This is a genomic window from Alphaproteobacteria bacterium (assembly GCA_023898745.1).
In the GTDB taxonomy this organism is placed as follows: Bacteria; Pseudomonadota; Alphaproteobacteria.
The window spans coordinates 490,908-510,229 of sequence record CP060237.1 but is presented as its reverse complement, the minus strand read 5'-3'; the positions used below and the strand labels follow the sequence as shown (position 1 = coordinate 510,229).

Below are 19,322 nucleotides of genomic sequence, written 5' to 3'. Positions count from 1 at the left end.
TTGCTAACCTCATCATATATAATGGAGAAAATGGATATATATCATGTTTTTAGGAACAGGCTTCGACTGGTTCGTTGCTGTTATGGGAGGCGCTGCAACGGTAGATGTGCCTTCAAAGGAGATTAAGGCTACGGAAGAAGAGATAACTCTTCCTGGCGGAGCAAAAACAAAACCTGAAGTAACTTTTGGAGATTGTGATTATGGAAAGTTACCTTTGTTGCTTCTATCTGGAGGCATTTCCTGGCAACAAGGAAAAATCCATGCCAAAGCTGAAATCGCAGGCAATGCGGCAGCATTCCTAAAATCTGATGTAAAAGACCTTGGTCAAGTTAAGTTTGGCATTGGGTACGAAGTTATGAATAAACTTGTAGCTTCTTTTATTTTCGGCGCTCAAATGCGGAGTATGAATAAAATCAATATGAAGGCAAGCGCAAAAGCTCCAAAGTTTGAAGATAAGGCTGTTTATCTCTCTGACAGCAATAATCTTGGTGGAGAATCGCCTCATGCAGACAAGTTCTATAATGGTTTTGCTGGCGTAGAGCTAAAATACAAAGTCATGAATCACATCCATGTTGTTGGAGCTTACCAATATGGTATTGGAAGCTCAACATTAAAAAAAGATCTCTACCTAAGAGCGGATGAGGAATTTGATTTGACAGCAGGTAAAGCTGACAAAAATCAAAGAATCCAAAATATAACCGTTAATGAAATCAAATCAAAAACAAATCACAAAGTATCTGTAGGTATTTTGGTTGAATCAGGAGGACTGCTATGATCTTATTTATACTTAATCTTAACGCCTCAGCTAATGCCGATGAAGTTATGACAGCAAGATACGCAGCTGAAAGAGCTATTCTTAACCCAGATGGCTTTAGAGCAACACTTGAAACTGGCGTATTCAGCAGAGAACAGTTGGAAATTACTGAGAAAAGTATCGGCGAATTTCTTGCCGATGACAAGGTGAAGCCTTCTGATACAACAGCATTTGATAGTGCAGGAATTTATGATGCAGACACAACTACAGTTAAAGGAACGCTTTTAGCAAGAGCTAAACTGGTTCAAGAAAAAATAGAAGCAAAGGATGAGATAGTTGCTGAACTCAGAAGCCATACCAACGCATTTTCTAAGGTGAGTAATGCAGAGGCAGACTTGCAAGCTGCGAATGATAAGATGAAATTTGCTGATTTGTTAAAACTTACAGCTCCTAAAGCAGGTCTGCATATAGATGAATCTGAGAAAGCGTTAGATCCTGTTGATATAATAGCTGAAGAGATTGGAAAAGTTGGTAAAGCGGTAGCTACGGAACTAAAGGCGCTAGATGCTACAGCAGGATCTACCTTGGAAAGACAGGTTGAGAGTTTTGTAGGAGCGGAGAAACTTAATACACTTGACGCAACAATTAAAAGCTCTAAGACAACTCAAACATCGTCCGACACAGCCCTAGACACCGCTGAAAAACTTCAACTCAAATCCAACCTTGACAATGATACAGCTGTAGAGACAGAGATCCATGCATTCAACCAAGCTGCATTCCTCAAGTTAGCTGCAGATCTTGGCATTGGAACAGGCGATACGGTTTACACAGGAGCTGACAGCGCTGTAACAGCTGCAAAAGGAGCTTATGACAAACTTGTATTGATTCGCACAAAATACGCAAGCGATCCAACGGATGCGGAGTTAACAACAGAAGAACTTGATGCAACAGGTGAAGCAAATGATGCTGATAAAAAGAAAGCTGCAAAAGCAAATGCTAGGAAAGACTTTGCAACACTTGTAAATGAGGCTGAAACTGCAGTAACTGATGCAAGATCAGATCTAAAGAAACTTGATGCTGCTAAAAAAGCTGTAGCCATCCTTGCTGCAAGAGCAAAGAAGTTTACAGAGGCATTAGAAGCTGCAAAAACTGGAGCATTTAAAGATGCTACAGAAAAAGCAAATGCATTGTACAGTGAGATCAGAACAAAAGCTTCTATCATCACATCTCAACATACAACTTTGACCACGGCATTTGGTGCAGACGACCAAGATGGAACATATGCCAACATTCAAGCCGAAGCTGCAAAAAAGCTAAGAGCTGCAAAGACTGTTCAAGTGAGAAAAGCTGATCATGCAAGTGATATAATGGACTTTGATCTTGAAACGCTATCTACAGCAACTAAGAGAGGTGAGCTAGATACACGCGCAAACACTGCTGGAATCATTGATACAGGTGACGGATCTTTGCGTAAAGTTGCAGGTGATGCATTAGAAGCTGCAGAAAAACACTACACGTTGCTTGATGCAATCATCACAGGCACTTTTGCAGATGATGCTGCAGTTAAAGCATCTTTAACAGATGCAGAAAAGTCTGAAGCTGCAACAGGCAAAACAAAATCTGATGAGCAAGAAGCGCAAGCTGTTAAAACAGCAAAAATGTCCTTTGAGGATCTACGCAACGAGGCTGAAACAGCACTAAATGAAGCTAAAAAAGCTGATAACTTAACAAAAGCTGATGTTCAACTTGAAGCTAAACGTTTAATGGCAGCTCTTGAAGCAAGAGTTGCGAAGTTTAATACGGCTATGACTGAAGCAACGAAAGATACAGATGGTATCTTTACAAAAGCAAAAGAGGCTGTGAGTGCGTTGAATGCGGAGATTTATAGCAAGAATGCGGCTAAAATCGGAGAACTTGACACGTTAGAAAAAGCAATTGAAGATACAAGCGCAAGTAATGTAGGTTACAAAAAGACTCAACAAGACTCCGACACAGCCCTAGACACTGCTGAAAAACTTCAACTCAAATCCAACCTTGACAATGATACAGCTGTAGAGACAGAGATCCATGCATTCAACCAAGCTGCATTCCTCAAGTTAGCTGCAGATCTTGGCATTGGAACAGGCGATACGGTTTACACAGGAGCTGACAGCGCTGTAACAGCTGCAAAAGGAGCTTATGACAAACTTGTATTGATTCGCACAAAATACGCAAGCGATCCAACGGATGCGGAGTTAACAACAGAAGAACTTGATGCAACAGGTGAAGCAAATGATGCTGATAAAAAGAAAGCTGCAAAAGCAAATGCTAGGAAAGACTTTGCAACACTTGTAAATGAGGCTGAAACTGCAGTAACTGATGCAAGATCAGATCTAAAGAAACTTGATGCTGCTAAAAAAGCTGTAGCCATCCTTGCTGCAAGAGCAAAGAAGTTTACAGAGGCATTAGAAGCTGCAAAAACTGGAGCATTTAAAGATGCTACAGAAAAAGCAAATGCATTGTACAGTGAGATCAGAACAAAAGCTTCTATCATCACATCTCAACATACAACTTTGACCACGGCATTTGGTGCAGACGACCAAGATGGAACATATGCCAACATTCAAGCCGAAGCTGCAAAAAAGCTAAGAGCTGCAAAGACTGTTCAAGTGAGAAAAGCTGATCATGCAAGTGATATAATGGACTTTGATCTTGAAACGCTATCTACAGCAACTAAGAGAGGTGAGCTAGATACACGCGCAAACACTGCTGGAATCATTGATACAGGTGACGGATCTTTGCGTAAAGTTGCAGGTGATGCATTAGAAGCTGCAGAAAAACACTACACGTTGCTTGATGCAATCATCACAGGCACTTTTGCAGATGATGCTGCAGTTAAAGCATCTTTAACAGATGCAGAAAAGTCTGAAGCTGCAACAGGCAAAACAAAATCTGATGAGCAAGAAGCGCAAGCTGTTAAAACAGCAAAAATGTCCTTTGAGGATCTACGCAACGAGGCTGAAACAGCACTAAATGAAGCTAAAAAAGCTGATAACTTAACAAAAGCTGATGTTCAACTTGAAGCTAAACGTTTAATGGCAGCTCTTGAAGCAAGAGTTGCGAAGTTTAATACGGCTATGACTGAAGCAACGAAAGATACAGATGGTATCTTTACAAAAGCAAAAGAGGCTGTGAGTGCGTTGAATGCGGAGATTTATAGCAAGAATGCGGCTAAAATCGGAGAACTTGACACGTTAGAAAAAGCAATTGAAGATACAAGCGCAAGTAATGTAGGTTACAAAAAGACTCAACAAGACTCCGACACAGCCCTAGACACTGCTGAAAAACTTCAACTCAAATCCAACCTTGACAATGATACAGCTGTAGAGACAGAGATCCATGCATTCAACCAAGCTGCATTCCTCAAGTTAGCTGCAGATCTTGGCATTGGAACAGGCGATACGGTTTACACAGGAGCTGACAGCGCTGTAACAGCTGCAAAAGGAGCTTATGACAAACTTGTATTGATTCGCACAAAATACGCAAGCGATCCAACGGATGCGGAGTTAACAACAGAAGAACTTGATGCAACAGGTGAAGCAAATGATGCTGATAAAAAGAAAGCTGCAAAAGCAAATGCTAGGAAAGACTTTGCAACACTTGTAAATGAGGCTGAAACTGCAGTAACTGATGCAAGATCAGATCTAAAGAAACTTGATGCTGCTAAAAAAGCTGTAGCCATCCTTGCTGCAAGAGCAAAGAAGTTTACAGAGGCATTAGAAGCTGCAAAAACTGGAGCATTTAAAGATGCTACAGAAAAAGCAAATGCATTGTACAGTGAGATCAGAACAAAAGCTTCTATCATCACATCTCAACATACAACTTTGACCACGGCATTTGGTGCAGACGACCAAGATGGAACATATGCCAACATTCAAGCCGAAGCTGCAAAAAAGCTAAGAGCTGCAAAGACTGTTCAAGTGAGAAAAGCTGATCATGCAAGTGATATAATGGACTTTGATCTTGAAACGCTATCTACAGCAACTAAGAGAGGTGAGCTAGATACACGCGCAAACACTGCTGGAATCATTGATACAGGTGACGGATCTTTGCGTAAAGTTGCAGGTGATGCATTAGAAGCTGCAGAAAAACACTACACGTTGCTTGATGCAATCATCACAGGCACTTTTGCAGATGATGCTGCAGTTAAAGCATCTTTAACAGATGCAGAAAAGTCTGAAGCTGCAACAGGCAAAACAAAATCTGATGAGCAAGAAGCGCAAGCTGTTAAAACAGCAAAAATGTCCTTTGAGGATCTACGCAACGAGGCTGAAACAGCACTAAATGAAGCTAAAAAAGCTGATAACTTAACAAAAGCTGATGTTCAACTTGAAGCTAAACGTTTAATGGCAGCTCTTGAAGCAAGAGTTGCGAAGTTTAATACGGCTATGACTGAAGCAACGAAAGATACAGATGGTATCTTTACAAAAGCAAAAGAGGCTGTGAGTGCGTTGAATGCGGAGATTTATAGCAAGAATGCGGCTAAAATCGGAGAACTTGACACGTTAGGAAAACTACTATCAGGTGATGATGGTAGAGGTGGCTACGCAGCTATCAAAACTCAAGCTGCTGAATTTTTCACAACACAAAAACAGAAAAAGCATACGCTTAGAACGAGTTTTCAAACTACAGACACCTCGGAGGTACTAGTAGAATCGTTTGTCACCCAAGAGAAGTTGAAAGAAATTCAAACACTTATAGCTAAGGCTATAGTAGCTAAACTCTTAAAAGATGAAGACGCTTCTAAGGCAGCAGAAAAAACTTTAGCGGATGCGCTTGAAAATTTCACAGCTCTTGATCACATTGTAAATGGTTTTGTAACAGTAACTGATGCAGATATAGATTCTGCTCAAGAAGATATTGCTAAAAAGTTCACAGCCGTAACTTCCTCTACTACTACTACTAAAGAAAAAGCTAAAACATTGGCGAAGTTATCTTTTGCAGAGTTAATCACAAAGGCAACTGAAGCGTTGAAGGCTGCAGAAAAAACAATTTCAGATGATGACCTTCGACAAGAAGCTGAAGCTTATGTTGCAGCAGTTAAGTATAGAGCAGATGAGTATCAACGCATTCAAGCTCAAACTGACTCTGAAATTTCAACTGCTGTTAGTGAGAGGAATCGCTTATATACTGTAATTGCAACGGCTATTACGCAAGAGGTTGATCAAGCTAAAAATACGGCAGAGGCTACAGAATGGTATAAAACCAAAGGGAGAGATGAGATACGTACTCATTTTGGGACACTCGCACTCCAACCAGAAGAATTTTCAGTGTTTAATGTAGAGCCAGCCCACGCTTTCACAGCGCTTCCTGGCGTAAAAGGCGTAACATATAGCGACGTAGCGCCTTGGCGAAACGCATATGTAAAACTGATGGAACTAAGAGCGCGAGAAAAAGCAATTAACGCACTTAAATAACCATCCGCTTTAAAAACACTCCCGTTACACTCTCCCCACTCTTCGCAACAACCTCAGGTGTGCCGCTGGCCACAACAGTGCCGCCGGCAGCACCACCTTCAGGACCCATGTCGATCACATGATCGGCGGTTTTGATCACTTCGAGGTTGTGTTCAATCACGATAACTGTACTGCCGTTATCCACAAACGTGTGGAGAATTTCTAACAGTTTTTTCACATCATCAAAATGCAAACCTGTAGTAGGTTCGTCTAAGACATAAACTGTATCTTTGGTGGAGCTACGCGCGAGTTCTTTAGCAAGCTTTACACGTTGCGCTTCACCACCAGATAATAACGTCGCAGAGTGGCCAACTTGGAGATAGCCTAACCCTACCCTTTGCAAAAACTCCAGTTTCTTGCGAATCTTTGGGTGTGCATCAAAAAACGCACATGCCTCATCTATACTCATACTCAAGACATCAGCAATGTTTTTGCCACGATAGAAGATTTCCAGCGTTTGTTTGTTATACCTACGACCATCACATGTTTCACACACCGTAAATGTATCAGGCAAAAAGTGCATGGATACACGAATGGTACCATCACCATCACACGCATCACACCTTCCACCTGGCACGTTAAAAGAGAATCGCCCTGGAGAATATCCTCGTGCTTTTGCTTCTGGCAATGCGCAAAACCATTGGCGAATTTCATCAAATACCCCAATATATGTGGCTGGATTAGACCTTGGTGTGCGTCCAATTGGCTTTTGGTCTATTTTTATCAATTTATCCGTGTACTGAACGCCAGTGAGGAATTGATGACCTTTATTATAGCCATTACATAATTCGCCCATCACAAGCGAAGATTTGCCGCTGCCTGAAACGCCTGTCACACAAATCAGCTTGCCAAGTGGAAATTCTACGTCCATTCCTTTCAAATTGTGTAATTGTGCATTTTTCACCACCAAAGATTTTCCACTGCCCTTGCGTCTCTTTTTCGGAACAGGAATCATCTTTTTGCCAGACAAATATTGCCCCGTCACACTATTATCATTTTGCATAATTTCTTGAGGTGTGCCTTCGGCAACAATTTCGCCACCATATATTCCAGCTTTTGGACCAATATCAAAGATATAATCTGCTGCCAACATAGTGTCTTCATCATGTTCCACCACAATAATGGTATTACCTAGATCACGCATTTTCTTGAGTGTCGCGATCAAACGATCATTGTCGCGCTGATGCAAGCCAATAGATGGCTCATCCAACACATATAATACACCTGTTAATTGCGACCCAATTTGAGAGGCTAGCCTAATGCGCTGCCCTTCTCCACCAGACAATGTGCCGGAAATACGATTAAGGGTGAGATAACTCAGTCCTACATTCACCAAGAAACCCAAACGATTCTCGATTTCCTTGAGAACCGGCCCCGCAATATCCATTTGCTGGCGTGAAAATTTCAGTGTATTCAACCACTGATGCGCCTCACTGATGGACATATCACAAAATTGCCCAATATGAAGATCGTTAATTTTAATCAACAGACTCTCTTTTTTGAGACGATAGCCCTGACATTCTTCACATGTGACTTTTTCATACCACCCTTCTTCGATGAACCCTAAACCTTGGCATGCTTTACATGCGCCTGCATGAGCGTTGAAGGAAAAGATGCGTGGCTCAATTTCTGCGATAGAGAAACCACTTTCGGGGCAAGAGAATTTGGAGGAATATAGGTCTGACGTCTTTGCATCGATATTGTCGATGACAACAAGACCGTCGGATAGTTCAAGAGCTTGCTCGATGGATTGGGTGAGGCGTAACGTAAAACGCTCTACCGCCTCGTCATCATGCGGAAGAGGTTTCGTCATGGCGAGCGGAGCGTGGCCATCCATTGGATCATCACGGAGCGAAGCTCCTCGTAATGACGATGCGCTTGCGCCTTCCACCATCACCAAACGATCTACCACCACAGACACTGTGGTCTTTTTATTTTTCTCAAATACCGGCACATCCTCAAGCTCATAATAGTTGTCATTCACCTTAACTCGTGAAAATCCTTTAGCTTGAATATCACGCAATAAATTCGCATGCTCACCTTTACGGTCTCGCACAACAGGCGCAAGAACTGTAAACTTAGTTTTCGGGGCTTTTTTCATGATGAGGTTCACAATTTCTTGTGGCGTCATTGCTTTGATAGGCTTTCCTGTTACAGGAGAATACGGTATGCCCACACGTGCGTAAAGAAGTCTGAGATAGTCATAAATTTCAGTAATCGTTGCCACAGTTGAGCGCGGATTGTTATGCACCGTCTTTTGCTCAATGGAAATGGCTGGACTCAACCCTTCAATAGAATCTACATCCGGTTTCTTTGCAATATTCAAGAATTGTCTTGCGTACGCTGACAAACTCTCGACATATCTGCGCTGCCCTTCTGCATAAATGGTATCGAATGCTAGTGATGATTTGCCTGACCCACTGGGACCTGTGATCACCACAAGCTGATCCTTGGGGATATTGATATCGATATTTTTGAGATTATGCTCCCGCGCACCTTTAATTTTGATGTATGACATGGGATGTATGGTTATGTATGAGGATTATTGTATTATAGGGGATTTTTGGGGGGATGTTGAGAGGTATGAAATTCCGTTATCTCGCTTATTATTCTGTATCTGCAGCACTTCGAGTTTTTGGCGCTGTTGAAGAGCTCTTATGAAGTGCAGTAGCGGCTGTTGCAAAAGATGCTGTAGATTTAGCGCTTGCTTTTCTTTCTGCTGACGCTCTAACGATTTTTTGTACTTCTGTTTGCGCATCATCAAAAATTTTGCTTACACCAGACCTTGAATGGTTAAATTCAGGCACACTCTTTTCTGTTGCAGACAATGTAAGCCCACAAAGTTTCTTCGCTTTCACAATCGCACCAGCCCATTGTGTTTTTATTCTAGACTCAGTCACACCTTGACTTGTTTGATCATTTTTAATCAAGTCTAAAATAATACTAAAAAATAGATTTACTCTATCCAGAGCTTCTAATGAATCCATTCCTTTTGGTGTAAGCGCTTCCACTCTTTCACCTATTGCACTATTAAGCTGATCAAACACCGCTTGATCTTGCGTATCTTGCTCAACAGTTTGTGCTTTCACATCTCTTAGAGCTTCATTTTCCGCTTTCAAGCGCACAACTTCTTCAGCTGAACGCTTGCGTTGTGGAGAATATTCGTCTTGAATTTTTTTACGAAGCCCATCAAGAAGTATTGTGTTTTCTCGCTCTCTTGCGCGTGTTTCTCTCAATTCATTTGAAACGCTCAACTCATGTGCATCTTTTTCAGCCAACTGATCTTGGGACATACCCAGCTCAATTTTTACTTCATCTAACTTTTCTTGAAGAGCATTTTTCTCCTGTGTAAGACGCAGCTTTTCTTGACTTGCTTTCTCTTGCTCTCTTTCCAGAATTTCAAGTTTTGCCTTAAGTGCAGAAGTTTGGGCTTTAGAGGCCTCCTGTATCTTTGAAAAATCTCGATTTCTTTCTATAGACCTCTCTTGAGCCCGTTTTTGCGCAGCTTCTTGCTTCAGTCTCGAATCTTGTCTTTCAAGCTCCAACTGCTTTTGCGCTTCACTTGTAGCAACTTCAAGCTCTGCAATTTTTTCACGAAGGTGTTGATTTTCTGACGAAGTATTAGCATTTAACTGCTGCAACTTTTTTCTCTCTGGAGAAAAACTTGGAGTGGGTTCAACAGCTTTACGCTTCAAATCTTCATTTTCTGCTTTCAATTTAGCGATTATCAAAGATGGATTGCTATCATCTTCTAAAGTTGTAGGAGGTAAAGATGCGATGTTTTCAGCTCTAGACAAAGAGTGTAAGTTATTATCTTCATCCTCACCTTCCCCTAACTCTCTTAATTGATCTATTACAAACCTTTGTATGTCTTTATCATCTTTATAACGCGCAGCAACCAACTGAAGATTCTCAATACTCAAACCCTCAATAAAATCAAGCTTACGTCCTGGATATCTTGCGATCCTCCCTGCTAAACCATCTATAGTAAAATTTAGATTAGGATCCTGCCTTAATGTTGGAGCGCTAGACCCAGCGAAACTTGATCTCGGATGGTATGATCCTGTTGTAGAAGCAAACATGTATAAAAATAATGCATTCATTATAATTCTCCAACTTTAAATACCATGCCTATAGATACTCTCCAGCCCATATCAGCTTTCAAAGATGCTGTACCATTTTCCGACATACATTCGTTTTGACCACGTAGCAATCCCCCGTAAACAGGGTCAGGTAATTCGTCTTTTATAAATAAACCGTGCTTATCTGTGTTAAAAACTTTTGCTTTAAAGCCTTTTTGCACAGATCCGCTAATAGACATGCTTTCATTGACATCATATTGGCCTTCAAATCCAAAAAACCCGCAGTAAGAATTAAAAGCTCCTGGAATACCTTTTATTACGGGAGTTCGAGTTGTCACTGCTGAAAAATATACCTCTAAAGACTTTGGATCAGGGTGTGTTGGATTTGCTTTTTTTTGAGTTGCAAGGACATTCACTTGATCACATCGAGATACGTGAACTCCACCTATCAAAAAAAATGTCAAACGTTTAAACGCTTGAAATCCTAAACCTAATTTAAGTTGTCCTAATTCTTTAATATTTGAAAGACGAAACGCTGTCACGTTTCCGCTTAATTCGCCTTTGAGGCGAAATTTACCAAACGCCCGCATTGCACCTAAAGAAATAGGAAGTAAAAAATCATTGTCTGTTTTTTCAACAGAAAAACCAGAAATATATTCCTCTATATCCTTCTGAACATTGCCTTTAATCTGAGGCTTAATCGATACCCCCCCTGTAGCAATTCCTGCAAAAAAATCGAGTCCTAACATCACAAAATCCTTTCAAAGCTTAAACTCAAACCACTTCTCAGAAAAAGATGCACTTATCTTTAAATTCTGCGGTTGTATCGCATTTTAAAATTTATTTATTATAAAAGCAAGTACATTTTTTTATATTTTTACATATCTTGCAAACTATGAAACTAAAACATTCTAAATCTTAGATTTTAGAGCCTTATGCTGAGGGGTATTACTTTCTTTTGGTGTGTTATCTTTTTGCAAAAAAGATTTAAACATTAAACCCGCAATAACAGAAAAGCTTACACTTCGCTCTATAAGGCCTGCAGAATCTTGAATATGTTGCAAAATTAAGCCAACACCCTTTTTCTCCTCTTTTGGATTCGCGCCGGCTAAACTTTGCGATGCTGAAGATTGAATACTTGCAAGAACTTTTTTTGTTTGTGTTAACCCATTGAAGAGCTCACTCAATCTAGAAATTAATTGACTGATATCTTCTTGAGAATCAACATCAGAAGGTCCTTGTATAGAATTATTAACTTGTTTTATAAAGTTTTTAAACTTCTGCCTCTCTTTTTCTAACTCTTGCTTTGCTTGTTGACTTTGTTGATTCAAACTCTGCTTCTCGGAATTACAGGTTTTAGCCGATTCATTAGCTTGACGCAATTTTTCCTCTAACTCCCCAATTTTACTTGCTTTATTCAATAACTCTTCTTGAAGGCGCCGCACCATTTCTTGGGTGTCGTTTAACTTTGCAGGCACTTTTCCTAGGCCTAACTCATCATCCTCCGAAATATCTAGTGTTTTCATCATATCATCTACAACTTTCACAATCTCCGGGTTTTTTCCTTGAAAATGCAACTTAACACGTTCTAAATTCTCACGACTTAAACCTATTAAAAACTCTGATTCCTTGCCTGGATATCTTATGATTCGTCCCTCTAAACCCTCTATAGTAAAATTTGCATTAAGATCCTGAACGCGCTGCCTTGAGGCGGAAGAATGTAGAACTGTCTTTTCCCCTCCACTTGAACGAGCAGGCGAAGGTGAAAAATCCGATGCAGATATAAAAAATAAGATCATATTACTATTCTATTAATGTGTCGTGAGATGATTATAGGAAGAACAAAATAGAAAAACAAGTTTTTGAAAAAATGAGAAAAATGAACTGACCCAGGGTCAACATTACGAATTTAGCATAACATTCTAATGGATCACCACACCTTGCTGCGCAAGGTTCGTGATGACGGAAATGCTGCACTTCTTGTGATGAGAAGGTGAAAAACCGTCATCCTGAGCGCAGCGAAGGATCTTTGTGAATTCATTTTAAGAAGATCCTTTACTCGCTTCACTCAGGATGACATAGTATGCTGCACACTCAGAGAAGTATGATATTCACGCAGAAATACTATACCTCCACACGCACTAGCGTCGTCCTGCCCATCCAGCCTCAGTCAGATTTGGCTTGATACATTTGCGTAATCCACCATTCTTAGCAAAAGCCTCAGGAGAGGTGTGAACCATGCCCCACGCTGCTGTTAGATCTTCATCTGTAATACCTCCGTCTGCGGCAAATCCATCAACCGCTGTGCCATCAGGATGTGTAAGAACATTTTTTAACCCTAAGATCTCACCACGGAAACGATTGATGCGCTCTCTAGCAGATTTTTGCCAATTTGCACCTGCATTGCCTTTAAGACCCCATAGGTCTTGATATAAGGCATTTACATGACTCCATATGTGACTGCAAATAAACTGAACACGTATGTCACGCGTGTTGGATTCATTTTGTGCATCAGATCCTTCTAAGCCTCTTAATACACTTTGGAATTGTTCTAGGGGGTAAGCTGCAAGTTGGGCTTTGAGTTGTGTATTTTCTGCTTTAAGTTGAGCAATTGCTGCATCTTTCTCTTGTTGTGCGACTTCAAGGCCATCAACCTCTTGCTGTAATTGAGCTTCTCTAGATGATGTTGCCTCTAGCTCTTGTACAAGTTGCTTCACTTGAGTTGATATGTCGTCTAGGGTCATTGTGCCTGAAGATGCATTTCGACAATCTAAGATACGATCTATTATCTCATGAAGATCTGCGTGTCGCGCTTTAACAGCTTTCAGATTTTCCTCATTCAAGTGATTTAGCATTTGTATAGCAGCAGGTCGACGCGCTTCCAATATCATATCAAATGTATCTATATTAAACTCAGTATTTATATCGTTTCTTACAGTAAACTTTTGAGGTTGTGCCAACATTTGATCTATTGCCTGAACCATCTCTTGATCTTTAGATTGATAATACCCTTTTACCAACTGAAGATTGGCAGGGTTAAGCCCCTTTAAAAAAAATATTTTTTTACCTGGATTGCGCGCTATCCTTCCTGCAAAATTATCGATATCAAAATTAATATTTGGGTCGCGCTGGCCCGAAACAATCTCTTTTTGTTTAAAATTTGCTACACAAACCTCAAGCTCATCAACAAATGCTTTCAATCGAGCTGGATCAGTCATGCGTTGAACGGAAGGATCGTTTGCTTGTGCGACCATCTGATCTATTACCTGTACAATCTCTTGGTCCGTATCCTTATAAAACGCTCTTACTTGTTGGAGATTGGCACCATTTAGTCCCTTCAAAAACTCCAACTTCTTAGCAGGAAATTTTACCACTTTTCGTTTAAACTCTTCGAGATTAAAGTGAGAATTAGGATTAAATCCATCTGTCACATCAGATGGACCAGCTTGCAGAGCAGCAAAAATTCTTTGCCTCCTTGCCTCTAGTGTAGAATCAATTTGAGCAGCGCTAAATTTCTTTACCCCCTCAACACAATCAACCATTCCACATTCTATTGCTCTTACGTATTGACTTGCATTTTTATCAGAAATCATTGCAGAAGAAGGATTCATAACACGAGGCTGATCAGATGCAGCCATAAAAAATAACATCATAGTAATATACTCCTTTTAAATAAATGAACAAAAAAACTCTGCTCAAGTTATAAGGAGTATTGAAAGAGAAAACAAGGGCGGGTAATAAAAAAAGATTTATCATTCTGAATGGAGTGAAGAATCTTTTTGAGTGTGTTGTAAGAAGATCCGTCGCTGCGCTCAGGATGACGGATTGGATCACCACGGCGCTTCGCGCCTCGTGATGACGAATAATGACACACTCCTCGTGATGACGGAAATGATACACTCTTCGTGATGACGGAAATGCCAAACCCCTCGTGATGACGGACGCATTACCCCGCCGCGCGCTCCGCATATCGTGGCACTTCCTCAAAATGCGGCACGATATTCTTACGAATCAGATCTACAATCACACCTTCACGCACACCACGGTCAGCCACAGTGAGCTCCTCGCATGGCAATGCCGTTAGGATGCCCTTTAAAATCCCTGCACCCACATTCATCAATTCATTCTTTTTATCAATATGCACTTTGCGCAATTGCTCATCACCATAACAAGATTGTGTGCAAATTTTCTTGATTTCTGATGATGCTACACGCAAGCCATCAACCTTGCGCCTGTCATATACTTCAAGCCCTAGGAATAACGTGGCAAATGCTGTCACTGTACCAGATGAGCCAATCATTTGTGCACCATGTTGCTCATAAATCTCGCGAATATTGTTTTTCACAATAAACGTTTCCATATCTTTGAGCACTTTTTGATAAACATTCTCAAAGATCTCTTCTTGTGAGGCGTATCCATGCAGGTTATCATTCACCGTTACAACACCATATGGCAAGGAAATGGTGTCAATAATTTCATAGAAATCATGCAAAATATAGTTTGTTTTCATATCGGTGTTGAATTTCACCCACATAATTTCTGTGCTACCGCCACCAATATCAAAAATAATACCGTATGGGCTTTTCCAATTGATCAATTCAGAACATCCTAATAAAGCATATTCCGCTTCTTGGGCGCCTGAGATCACCTCAATATCCATGTTGCAGCGTTTTTGCGCTTGCATTTGAAGTGTCTTAATATTTGCTGCCTTACGACACGCCTCTGTACCTACTACCTTCAGGTGATTCACACGGTAATAACAAATCTTTTTGTAACACATATGCAATGTTTCAATCGTACGACTAATGGATTGCTCATCCAAATTTCCTGTTTTGGTGAGATTTTCACCCAACTTCACGATACGACAAAATGAATCGATGGATTTCCATTGAATCAAAGGCTGGTTGATTCTCAAGTGTGAGCGACGCGCGGGCATCACTTGCACACGTGATACCAAAAGACGACAAGAATTGGTGCCAATATCAATAGCACCTAGGTTCATCACCCGCTCTCCATGATATTTATAATTCATTTTTTTATTTTATTTTTTATACTCAATACATAGTAGTATGAAAAAAATCGATATGCAAAAAGCGACTCGCGACCGTCATGGCGAGCACACTGCAGCTTTAGCGAAGGTGACGTGGCCATCCATAATGGACCACCACGGCGCTACGCTCCTCGTGATGACGTCACGCAGCGATTAATCGTTCACGCTTAACAACGTAGATTTAAACTTATCCGCCAACCGCAGGCCTTTTTGCTTATTCACTGGACCAGCCATAAGCTGATAGCCCTTTCCTGATTTTAAAGGAACCACGCGAATAATCGGCTCAATATCTCTAAAATCATTGAAATAATCACCTTTGACTTTTTCCCACTTTGCGTATGCTCCCTCATGTGACTCGAACGTACCAAGACTTATGTAATAAGATGCGCTTACAGGTGGAGCGATTACTGGCGCTACAGTAGATTTTTTGCTTGTAATGACCTGCTGTTTCTTTTTCACTCTTTGATATATATGATTTTCTTTTTTTGGCACAGCGCGCTCTTCAATAATCTCGACTTCGGGCTGCACCTTTAAGGGTTCGGTTGGCGCATAAATCACAATAGGCTGATCTGTTTTTTTATGTGTTGCCTGCTTAATCACATATCCAGCAATCCCTACAACCATAAGAACAGAGCATACCAAAGTTCCAATTTTTACCCATGTAAACCATCGATCCTCCTGCTGTGTATTGCAAGATGTGTTATTTTTGGATTCAAATAAATCACATGCGTCGCAAAATGGTTCATTGTTTTGGTGATTCATGGACAAAATTAAGCTCTTTTTTCTATTTTAGGCATATTTTATATGTGGTCAGCAACGATCTTGTTACACAAAACAGGATGATTTATAATGCATATAAGTAAAAATATTTTATTTTATGAGGAGAATTTCATGGAAAGAACATTAAGCATTTTAAAACCAGATGTAACAAAGCGCAATTTAACGGGCGAAGTTAACACTATGATCGAAAAAGCGGGGTTTAAAATTATCGCGCAGAAGAAAATTCGTATGACACCTGAAATTGCAGGTGGATTCTATGGTGAGCATAGAGAAAAGCCTTTTTTCGGTGATTTGTGTCGCATCATGTCAGCAGCTCCTGTAGTTGTGCAAGTCTTAGAAAAACATAACGCTATAGAATTATATAGACATCTTATGGGTGCAACTAATCCAGAAAAAGCAGATGAAGGTACGATTCGTAAAAAATATGGAATTTCACTAGATGAGAATTCTGTTCATGGATCAGATTCAGCAAAAAGTGCAGAACGCGAAATTTCCTTTTTCTTCTCTGATTTAGAGATCGTTGGATGAACCGCAGAACTCCGTCATGGCGAAGTCCTGAAAGGGTTGTAGCCATCCATTCTAGATCACCACGTCGCTCCGCTCCTCGTGATGACGGAGAGCAAAAATGATTGCAAACTTTATTAGCTTTATCAGAATTATACTCGCGGGCACGTTATTTTTTCTTAATGCAAAACAAAAATTGATTGTGATTTTTGTGGCAGCAATTACAGATTTTCTAGATGGATATATAGCGAGATGGGTGCGTCAATCACAAGGTTCCGGTATGTGGATAGACCCTTTAGCGGATAAAATATTCATTACATGTCTTTATGTTTCTCTTGTGCTAGAACATCAGGTGCCTCAGTGGGTGTTTGTTCTTTTTGTTGGGCGAGATGTTTTAATTAGCGCTGGATATCTTTTTATGAAATACAAAAAGATGTTTGGAAACTTTACACCTAGCTTTGTGAGTAAGGTTAATACATGCCTACAAATGCTCTACCCTATGGCTGTTATTAGCAGCACATATCCTGAGCTATTCATGTATTTGACAGTTACAACAACTATTTTATCTGCAATTGTCTACTTATTCCGATTTTTGTTATCTTACTGGCTTTCTAAGGCCACGCGCATCCCAACATACGGATGAAACTTATCTTAGGCTATTCAAAAACAGGTGAATCTGTTGCGAGATTTCTTGCAAAAACAGGTGAGAAGTTTGTTATTTATGATGACAAGAATCCTGTAGACCTACCAGAATACGATATTGTTATTAAAAGCCCAGGCGTCCCTTTATCTCACCCCCTATGCGCCGGCAAAAAAGTTATTACAGATCTGGATTTATTCAAACCAAGAGCTAAGGTAATTGCGCTTACAGGTTCCAGTGGTAAAACAACCCTAGCTACACTTATTTACAATTTTTTAAAAGCGAATAATATTGAAACAGCCCTTGGAGGGAATATTGGCATTCCTGTTCTGGATCTGCCTGTTTTATCTGAAAATGGTATCTATATTTTAGAAATGTCTTCTTTCCAACTAGAAACAGAACCGGCTCTAGAGATTGATATAGCAATCTTCCTAAATTTTATGCCAAATCACTTGGATCGCCATGAAACTATGGAAAAATATTTTCAAGCAAAAATGAATATTTTTAAGCATGCGAAAGCAGGGATAGTTTCGCCGCAAGTGCGTCATGGCGAGCGCGCCGCAGCCTTGGCGAAGGCGGCGGCGTGGCCATCCATGGATCACCACGGCGCATTTCATGCGCCTCGTGATGACAACCCAGCAGCAATTCTTGAAAAAGTCGCTGAACTACTAAACCTGTCCAAAACCCACATACCATCAGTTATTAAAAACCTTGAACCTTTGGAGCATAGACTCGAAAAAATTGCAGAAAAAAATAACGTTATTTATATTAACGACTCAAAATCCACCACATTTTTCTCAGTTGCTTATGGCATTGACAACACAAAAGATTTGGGAGAAATTCATTTGATTATGGGTGGATTGCTGAAAGAGAATGACCCATCTTATTTGCTGCCCTTTTTGTCTCATGTAAAACATCTCTATATCTTTGGGCAGGACCGTGAAAAAATTCGACAATTGTTCAATACAGGTGAAACCTTCGAAACTCTAGAAGACGTAATGACACACCTGAAACTTAACCCCAAAAAAAAATCCGTTGTCTTGTTATCACCTGGCGGCACAAGTTTTGATCTTTATCAGAACTATATTGAACGCGGTAAACACTTTAAAGCTATCGTAAAAAATATACCTTCGCATTTATAGGAAAAATTTATTTTAAATATTTTTAAAAAATAGGATGGTTTTTTATAAAATAAAGTTGTATGGTACCGTAAACAGTCTCAAATTGAGGGTGTAATATGCATCAAGATCCGAAATCCATTATCGACACATTGCAGCAAATCCACAATGGCAAAACACATATCGGAGAATATCTCAGCCTCATTTTTAATAACATGCCAATCAGCGTTTATTGGAAAGATACAAACTACATTATGCAGGGCTGTAACCAATATACAGCTGATTTGTTTGACACTTCTCGAGAAAACATAATAGGAAAAACAGAATTTGATTATGTGTTTAACACTTTAGATGCAGAATACTACAGGGCGGTTGACAAAAAAGTTATATCACAAGAAAGGTCTGAAATAAATATTATTGAACCAGTGCATACCAGTAAAGATACATGCACACTTTGGTCTTCAACAAAAATGCCATATTATGATGAAAATGGCACAGTAGCAGGGGTTGTTGGTTTTACTATGCAGATCAATCCAGCGGCATTTTCAAGCATACCGTTAATCAACGAACTGCAAAATCTTAAAAATGAGGAAAATTATTACATCCATGCAAATGCACAGATTATTCGATTAACAGCCCGACAGGCAGAATGCTTAATGCATCTCTCTATGGGGAAAACCTTCAAACAAATTGCGCTTTTAATTGATCGTGAAATACGAACAGTTGAGAGTCATCTAGAAAGCTTAAAACGAAAATTAGGTGTGAATAGCACTTCAGCGCTTATTGATTGTTTTTGGAAGAATCCTATTAAGTGGTTTTAAGAAAATTATACAAATAGCCTGTCTTCGCCCTATGGGCTTCGACAAGACTTCCGCTTCGCACACTACGACGCAGTAGTC

The 19,322-nt window shown here is 40.1% G+C and carries 13 protein-coding genes; 6 read left to right on the top strand and 7 right to left on the bottom strand.

Annotation, left to right across the window (positions count from 1 at the left end; all coding sequences use genetic code 11):
- Positions 1-43: 43 nt before the first annotated feature.
- Both H6850_02495 and H6850_02490 read left to right on the top strand, forming a co-directional pair.
- Positions 44-775 carry a hypothetical protein gene (locus H6850_02495; GenBank protein ID USO01962.1) on the top strand — a complete coding sequence of 244 codons (732 nt, stop codon included), beginning with the start codon at positions 44-46 and terminating at the stop codon, positions 773-775.
- A complete protein-coding gene (locus tag H6850_02490; GenBank protein ID USO01961.1) occupies positions 772-6,210 on the top strand; it encodes a hypothetical protein in 5,439 nt (1,812 codons plus the stop codon). The genes H6850_02495 and H6850_02490 overlap by 4 nt, the downstream gene beginning before the upstream one ends.
- Here the strand turns inward: H6850_02490 and uvrA are convergent.
- The 7 genes from uvrA to H6850_02455 form a co-directional block, all read right to left on the bottom strand.
- Positions 6,203-8,767, bottom strand: a complete 2,565-nt coding sequence (gene uvrA, locus H6850_02485; GenBank protein USO01960.1) for an excinuclease ABC subunit UvrA — start codon at positions 8,765-8,767, stop codon at positions 6,203-6,205. The genes H6850_02490 and uvrA overlap by 8 nt on opposite strands.
- 88 nt (positions 8,768-8,855) lie before the next feature.
- Entirely contained in the window at positions 8,856-10,352 is a 1,497-nt protein-coding gene (locus H6850_02480; GenBank protein ID USO01959.1) for a hypothetical protein, read from the bottom strand.
- A complete protein-coding gene (locus H6850_02475) occupies positions 10,352-11,080 on the bottom strand; it encodes a hypothetical protein (GenBank protein USO01958.1) in 729 nt (242 codons plus the stop codon). The genes H6850_02480 and H6850_02475 overlap by 1 nt, the downstream gene beginning before the upstream one ends.
- 162 nt (positions 11,081-11,242) lie before the next feature.
- A complete protein-coding gene (locus tag H6850_02470) occupies positions 11,243-12,130 on the bottom strand; it encodes a hypothetical protein (GenBank protein USO01957.1) in 888 nt (295 codons plus the stop codon).
- 342 nt (positions 12,131-12,472) lie between these two features.
- Positions 12,473-13,984, bottom strand: coding sequence for a hypothetical protein (locus H6850_02465; protein ID USO01956.1), 1,512 nt, complete (start codon positions 13,982-13,984; stop codon positions 12,473-12,475).
- Between the two features lie 293 nt (positions 13,985-14,277).
- Complete coding sequence (locus H6850_02460; GenBank protein ID USO01955.1) at positions 14,278-15,336, bottom strand: hypothetical protein; 1,059 nt, start codon at positions 15,334-15,336, stop codon at positions 14,278-14,280.
- 198 nt (positions 15,337-15,534) lie between these two features.
- A complete protein-coding gene (locus H6850_02455) occupies positions 15,535-16,143 on the bottom strand; it encodes a hypothetical protein (GenBank protein ID USO01954.1) in 609 nt (202 codons plus the stop codon).
- A 129-nt stretch (positions 16,144-16,272) separates the two neighbouring features.
- On the opposite strand from H6850_02455, the gene ndk reads away from it, so the two are divergent.
- The 4 genes from ndk to H6850_02435 all read left to right on the top strand — a co-directional run bounded on the left by ndk (position 16,273) and on the right by H6850_02435 (position 19,244).
- Positions 16,273-16,689 carry a nucleoside-diphosphate kinase gene (gene ndk / locus H6850_02450; protein USO01953.1) on the top strand — a complete coding sequence of 139 codons (417 nt, stop codon included), beginning with the start codon at positions 16,273-16,275 and terminating at the stop codon, positions 16,687-16,689.
- Positions 16,690-16,786: 97 nt separating this feature from the next.
- A complete protein-coding gene (locus tag H6850_02445; protein USO01952.1) occupies positions 16,787-17,308 on the top strand; it encodes a CDP-alcohol phosphatidyltransferase family protein in 522 nt (173 codons plus the stop codon).
- Positions 17,305-18,447, top strand: coding sequence for a UDP-N-acetylmuramoyl-L-alanine--D-glutamate ligase (locus H6850_02440; protein ID USO01951.1), 1,143 nt, complete (start codon positions 17,305-17,307; stop codon positions 18,445-18,447). The genes H6850_02445 and H6850_02440 overlap by 4 nt, the downstream gene beginning before the upstream one ends.
- Positions 18,448-18,542: 95 nt before the next feature.
- Positions 18,543-19,244, top strand: coding sequence for a PAS domain-containing protein (locus H6850_02435; protein ID USO01950.1), 702 nt, complete (start codon positions 18,543-18,545; stop codon positions 19,242-19,244).
- Positions 19,245-19,322 lie beyond the last annotated feature (78 nt).